At 62.9% G+C, this 3,416-nt stretch carries 3 protein-coding genes; all 3 read right to left on the bottom strand.

All coding sequences use genetic code 11. The features are described 5' to 3' along the window. Positions 1-1,154, bottom strand: a 1,154-nt coding sequence (locus tag EN781_RS28950; protein ID WP_145965695.1) for a CmpA/NrtA family ABC transporter substrate-binding protein, incomplete at its 3' end; no start/stop codon positions are given. A 577-nt stretch (positions 1,155-1,731) separates the two neighbouring features. Then, a complete protein-coding gene (locus EN781_RS28945; protein WP_126055007.1) occupies positions 1,732-2,625 on the bottom strand; it encodes an FHA domain-containing protein in 894 nt (297 codons plus the stop codon). A 104-nt stretch (positions 2,626-2,729) separates the two neighbouring features. Then, a partial coding sequence (locus EN781_RS28940; RefSeq protein ID WP_145965694.1) for an ABC transporter substrate-binding protein occupies positions 2,730-3,416 on the bottom strand: 687 nt, incomplete at its 5' end.

Genomic DNA, 3,416 nt, shown 5'->3' with positions numbered 1-3,416 from the left:
CGGTTGACCTGGTCGACCAGCGCCTTGATGTCGGTGGTCGGCGCGAACTTGCCCCAGCGGATGTTCTCGGCGAGGAACCAGGCATCATGGCTCTTGAAGGGGTAGGAAACCCCGCCGTTCCAGAACTTCATGTGGAGGTCGGTGCCCTTGGCGACGCGGTCGTTGCCGTAGTTGATGTCGCCCTTAAGGCGGCCGATGATGTCGGCGAGCGGCACGTTCATCCATTGCCGCTTGCCGATGATGGAGGCCATCTCCTCCTTGTTCTCCATCGCCTCGCACCATTGCTGGGCTTCCATGACGGCCATCAGGATGGCCTTGGTGGCGTTGGGATATTTCTCGATGAAGGCGGCGCGCAGGCCGAGGGCCTTTTCCGGATGGCCCTTCCACAATTCACCCGTGGTGGCGGCGGTGAAGCCGATGCCCTGGTGGACGAGCTGCTCGTTCCACGGCTCGCCGACGCAGAACACGTCCATGTTGCCGACCTTCATGTTGGCCACCATCTGCGGCGGCGGCACGACGATGGTCGAGACGTCCTTGTCGGGATCGATGCCGCCGGCGGCCAGCCAGTAGCGTATCCAGAGGTCATGCGTGCCGCCCGGGAAGGTCATGGCGGCCTTGACCTCGTTGCCGGCGGCCTTCTTGGCCGCAAAAGCCTCCTTCAGCTTGGAGGCGTCGAGGCCGACGCCGGTGGCGGCGTATTCCTGGGCGACTGAAATGCCCTGGCAGTCGTAGTTCAGCCGCGCCACGATCGCCATCGGCATCGGCTGCTTGTTCTGCGTCACCTTGCCGGTATGCATGAGGTAGGGCATCGGCGTCAGGATATGGGCGCCGTCGATGCCGTTGGCCTCGCCGCCGAGCACCAGATTGTCGCGCGTCGCGCCCCAGGAGGCCTGCTTCAGCACCTCGACATCGGGCATGCCGTATTTGGCGAACAGCCCCTTCTCCTTCGCGATCATCAGCGGCGCCGCGTCGGTGAGCGCGATGAAGCCGAGCTTGGCGCCGGTCACTTCCGGCGCGGCGGTCGCCGCATAGGCGCCCGAAGGCAGGAGCTTGCGCGCCGCCACCAGCAGCCCCGCCGTCAGCGCGCTTCTGGCGAGGAAGTCGCGACGCGACATGCCCTTGAGGGTGGTTCCAGTTCCGATCCGTTTCGTCATCGTCATCTCCGGTTGGACGCCGCTTGGGACCGGCGCCGTCGATTGCGTGTTCGGTCAAAACAAAAAGCTGCCGGCCAGGTCGCTCGCGTCCGTACATCCGGGATCGCGTGTCGACCTGAGCGGCAGCTTTGCCTGTGGCGCCCGCCATTGGACGCCTGTTCCGTGACTCCGCGAGGAGCCTGGTTATTGCAATGCAGAAACCGTGCCAGTTTCAGATGAGATGACGAACACCAATTAAATCAACTGCATAGAACAAGGATCGGCACGCCGACCCGCAGGACGCACAGGCCAAAGATTGTTCATTAGCACAAGCGCACGCACAATTATTGTGCAATGCACAAGAGTGGCGCAAAAATAATCAGGTCCGCAAAACCAGCTCTCGACACGGTGATTTTGACAGATTGGGACGTCACGGCGCGGATCCTGGGATCTGCGCCGCGTCGCTTCGCTCCAGGATGACGACGACATGGCGCTTCGGCTATCTCCAAGGCGTCCGATCCGGCACCCCGCCCTATCGACATGTCAGAACGTCTGCGCCAGGGAACTAGCCGATTGCGGGTCGGCAATATAGGCAGGGTCAGCCTGAGACAATTTCGTAGTGAAGAACCTGGACGTCGCCGAGGGTCGATCTTCGTCCAGGCGAGATGACGCCGGAGCCGAAGAGGAGAATATCTTCGCGGCGCACGAATACTTCATGGTCGGGTCCCATCGACACAAATGTGCCCGACGAGCTTCGCTCGATAAGCCGGGCCTTGCCATTTGAAATGGTGAAGGTGGCGTGGTGCCTTGAGACCCAGGGCAGATCGACGACGATATCGCATTCCGGAGATCGGCCGAACGTCACGAATTCGTTGTTTCGGCAGGATCGCAACTGATCTCCATAGCCGATGACTAGCTTGATCTGCGGGGGCGGGACGGAGCGCCTATCGACAATGGTGCCCCGGCTGGCGATGTGCGTATTACTGAGGGTCCCGTCGTCGCTCCTCAGAGTATAGACATCGAAGAGTTCTTGCTTCCCCTTGAAAGCCATCTTGTCGAGGAGCCGCAGGCCACTACGGCTCCCCGCGGTAAGGCCTTCGAAGAAGCTCTGGCTGATCAGCACCTCCCCGGGGTTGGCCGTGCTGGACAACCTGGCGGTGACGTTGATAACGTCGCCGAATACCGCGCCCCGCGCGCGAATGACCGCCCCGAAATGTAATCCGATACGGGCGCGCAACGGCCCTTTCGTCAATTGGTGGCTGATTTGGCAGGCGGCCCTCAGTGCGGTCTCCGGGCTCTCGAACAGGCTGAGTACGTCATCGCCCTTCGAGTAAATGAAATCGCCGCCGTGCTGGGCGACGATCGCTCCCATTGCGTCCAGGCAATCCGAAACCTGCTGCAGAGCGGCATCGTCGCCGATGCGCTCATAGAGAGGCGTGCTGCCCACGACATCGGCCAAAAGGACTGCGGCCAGAAGTCTTTCCTGATCCATCGATCTCGTATCCGCCCGAGAACGCAGCGTATATAGCACACCAAAATTGCCTTTGACTTATCAACTTGCGCGCATTGGCGATCCGCTACCCCGGCACGTCGGATCTACTGCGCCAAGGAACCAGCGTGTTTCTGGCCGGCAATGTAGGCTTCGATCTCGTCGGGATCGAAGATCTGGCCGTCGAAGAACCCGTCCGGGCCCAGCACCAGGCTTGCGCCTGCCGAACCGACAGGGGTCGCGGCCTTCAGCGCGCCTTCGACCTTGGCATTGGCGCCGGGCAACGCCACGCCGAGCGGCTTCAGCGCCGAGCGATAGAGGTCGGGCCGGTAGCAGTTCCAGGCGATGGCGAGGTTTTCCGGCGTGTGCGCCAACTGCCCCCAGCGCACCATCTGCGTGTAGAACCACAGCGCATGGCTCTTCCACGGAAAATTCGCCGCCTTGTCGAAGGGCACGAAGAAATCCGCGATCGCCCGCTCGGCGCCGCCGCCGAGCCTGAGTTGTCCGGTCAGGATCGGCATCTGCACCGCAGCCGGCAGGCCGAGGAAGCCCGGCCCGGCCATCAGCGCCGCCAGTTCGGCATGGTTCGCCGGGTCCTGACACCAGCGCGCCGAATGATGCAATGCACGCAGCAGCGCCGCCAGCGCCTCCGGATTCTCCTCCGCCCAGGCCTTGCGCACGCCGATCACCTTCTCCGGGCTGTTGCGCCACAGCAGCGCCTTGACGGTGACGATATGGCCGATGCCGACGGCGACCGCGGCGCTGTTCCAGGGCTCGCCGACGCAGTAGCCGTC

The sequence above is a fragment of the Mesorhizobium sp. M4A.F.Ca.ET.090.04.2.1 genome, assembly GCF_003999085.1.
In the GTDB taxonomy this organism is placed as follows: domain Bacteria; phylum Pseudomonadota; class Alphaproteobacteria; order Rhizobiales; family Rhizobiaceae; genus Mesorhizobium.
Note: the sequence above shows the minus strand (reverse complement) of the source record. Positions and strands in the feature narration are given on the sequence as shown.

Coding starts and splice junctions, on each gene's coding strand:
- EN781_RS28945 (WP_126055007.1), bottom strand. CDS start 2,625: ATGGATCAGGAAAGACTTCTGGCCGCAGTCCTTTTGGCCGATGTCGTG.